Below are 2,706 nucleotides of genomic sequence, written 5' to 3' on the forward strand. Positions count from 1 at the left end.
AGGGTCTTTTTTATTTAACAACTTATTAATGGTAAGACCATTAAACAAATAAAAAAACCAAAACATAAGGAGAAAAACCAATTATGATTAAAAAACAAATGCAACAAAAAATACTTTCTCTTGAAAAACAATTAAAATTATTATATAATACAATAAACTCTAAAAAGAAAAAAGGCGGTTTAAATATGTTAAATAAAGAAAAAGTTAATGTTTTTGATGTTGCTCTTTATATTGTTAAAAACAATCCTCATTCAACTACTAAAATGAAGCTAAATAAAATGATTTATTACGCTCATGCAAAACATTTAGTACAGACTAAAAAACCCCTTTTAAAAGAACAAATCCAAGCTTGGATTTACGGCCCTGTTTTCCCTGAATTGTGTACACAACTAAAAGAATTTACTTATAAACCATTAAAACCCGATTCTTTATCAATGGGAGATATAACTAAAATAAATGCCACGCAAAAACAATTTCTTGATGATATTATTTCATTATATGGCGATAAAGAAGCCTATTTTTTATCTCAACAAACTCACGAAGAAGACCCGTGGAAAAATGTATATTATAAAAATTCTAATTGGTCTAAAAACATTATTAAAAATAAAGATATTTTAGAATATTTTTCTAAAAATGCTAAACACATTTATTAATATGGTTTAAACAGTTAATAATCTTTTTCGTTATCGATTTGATCAAACTTTAACAGATATTTCAAGTTTTAAAAAAATAAAAGAATTTGCGCAAGTTTTAAACAAAGTTATCATTCCATTAAATAAATATATTGAGTATACATGGCAACAAATGAAAGAATCGTATAATAAAGGACCTAGATATCATTCAGTCCCAAAAGGCAACCTTTCTAAAAAAGGGTTCGAACGTACTGTTATACTTTCTGAAGATGAACCTATTTATCAAATAGCTCTTAATTTGAAAGAACGTGTTTATGGTATAACTGTTGGCAAACATTTTGTTGTTATTGCCTATGATCCAAACCATAAAGGAAATACAAAGAAAAAATAAATTATTTGAATAATATTACTATTAAGATAAATTTGCAAGCTTATCTTTTTTATTATATTTTCTAAAATATCTTATCATTCTTCAAATTTAATTTGGTTATAATAATACTTGATTGTCTCAATTTGCTTTAATAACGAATAAAATTTGCGATTTTATTTTTGCAATTTAGAGATTATTATTTTTATATTAAAAATTCCAACAATAAAGTAACCAAAAAAAAGTCCGCGAAGGTTCCTTTTTTCTTTTACCCAAACAACAACACACAACTGGCAAGGCCATTAAATCAAAAAACAAAAGGAGGAAAACAAACCATGACTAAAACCAAAACCCTAAAAAAATTTTCTTAATCATTTCTTTATTAATCACTATTTTATTCATTAAACCTATTTTCGCCTATAACTATTTTCACAAACAAACAAAATCTAAAATCAAACTCGCCGACTACCAAACCCTTCAACAAGAATGGTTAAACACCCAACCAAAAATGAAAAGACACGATATGAACGTTCTAGATAGAGGAGATATCCCTAACATCTTAAACTATTTTAATCTTCAATGCAATTATGTATTAAGCATACCTAGTTATAACGCTTATAATCATACCCAACTCTATTGGTACCTAAAAAACCCTCCTTCAGGCCTTTTAGGAGTCTATTTTAAACCACGTTTAAATCCTTTTAAAATAGAATACCCCTATGCAGATAACAAATACACCTTAGAAGACCTTCTCAAATACGAAATTGCCATCGAAGAAGTCTTTGTCTTCTGGGACGCCAAACAAAAATCTCAAGAAATCCAACCTCAAATAAATTTAGTAGTTAGCAACATCTTCAATGATCAAAACAAAGAAGAAGTAATCAATCATTATTTAATACAAAAGAACATCATCAAACAACCTAAACTCATCAAATTAGGTTGTTACAACGTCACACCTAATACTGGTTTAGTGTTGCCTTTGCCTCAAGAAACTTTCCATGATATTCAAATAGATGCTATTTACTTTGATGATGGAATTCGTATTATGGACCCTCAACAGGGAAATATCCAAGATCTCTTAAAACTTTTTAATGGCGCTAAAAACATCTATCTTTTCATCTTCAACACTATAAAAAGAGCAATCCACATTAATCTCCCAGACTCTCTTAACCCCTACGAAACTATTCGTGATTGGAAAAGAGCCAACAATTTATATGCTTATGAAGGAGAATATAACAGAGAATCTAAAAGCGGCAATAGTCCTATAACTATTACCGAACCCGCTTATAAAGAAATTAATATTTCATATGCTATTAATTTATTAGAAAATAATTTTGAAACTGAAGATAAAATATATCGGATTACTTGTCAAGATACAAAACCAAAAAGAGATATTTTAATGGACTACCAAAAAGATTATATTGCATGGTTAAACCAATGTTATATCAAATATGGCTGTACCTACCAAGGAGAAACAATTAGAAACAAATTAGGTCGTTCATCTAGAACCCTTTATGATGAAAATGGTAATACTCATTATTATAGATATGAAGGAGGAATCTTTTTTGACAATTGGTATATCGACGGCAACGATTGTTCTTCAGGTGGTGATCGTTGGCAAACAAGAACTTATTATCAATTTTTAGACACAACCCGACCACCTAAAAAACCAAAAGAATTAGATTAATCTTTAATCACAAACCAAGA

At 28.4% G+C, this 2,706-nt stretch carries 3 protein-coding genes; all 3 read left to right on the plus strand.

Annotated elements, in window-relative coordinates:
- Positions 1 to 83: 83 nt before the first annotated feature.
- Complete coding sequence (locus RI01_RS02715) at positions 84 to 653, plus strand: Panacea domain-containing protein (RefSeq protein ID WP_017193139.1); 570 nt, start codon at positions 84 to 86, stop codon at positions 651 to 653.
- Between the two features lie 151 nt (positions 654 to 804).
- On the plus strand, positions 805 to 1,023 hold the full coding sequence (locus RI01_RS02720) for a hypothetical protein (RefSeq protein ID WP_017193140.1): 219 nt from the start codon (positions 805 to 807) through the stop codon (positions 1,021 to 1,023).
- Between the two features lie 484 nt (positions 1,024 to 1,507).
- Positions 1,508 to 2,686 (plus strand): hypothetical protein, encoded by a 1,179-nt coding sequence (locus RI01_RS02725; protein WP_017193141.1) that lies wholly within the window; start codon positions 1,508 to 1,510, stop codon positions 2,684 to 2,686.
- Positions 2,687 to 2,706 lie beyond the last annotated feature (20 nt).

Origin of the sequence: Italian clover phyllody phytoplasma str. MA1 (assembly GCF_000300695.1) — a bacterium.
Classification (GTDB): Bacteria; Bacillota_I; Bacilli_A; order Acholeplasmatales; family Acholeplasmataceae; genus Phytoplasma.

Bases quoted from the DNA above. Each gene is read 5' to 3' on its own strand.
- RI01_RS02715 (WP_017193139.1), top strand. From the start codon at position 84: ATGATTAAAAAACAAATGCAACAAAAAATACTTTCTCTTGAAAAACAA.
- RI01_RS02720 (WP_017193140.1), top strand. From the start codon at position 805: ATGAAAGAATCGTATAATAAAGGACCTAGATATCATTCAGTCCCAAAA.
- RI01_RS02725 (WP_017193141.1), top strand. From the start codon at position 1,508: ATGAAAAGACACGATATGAACGTTCTAGATAGAGGAGATATCCCTAAC.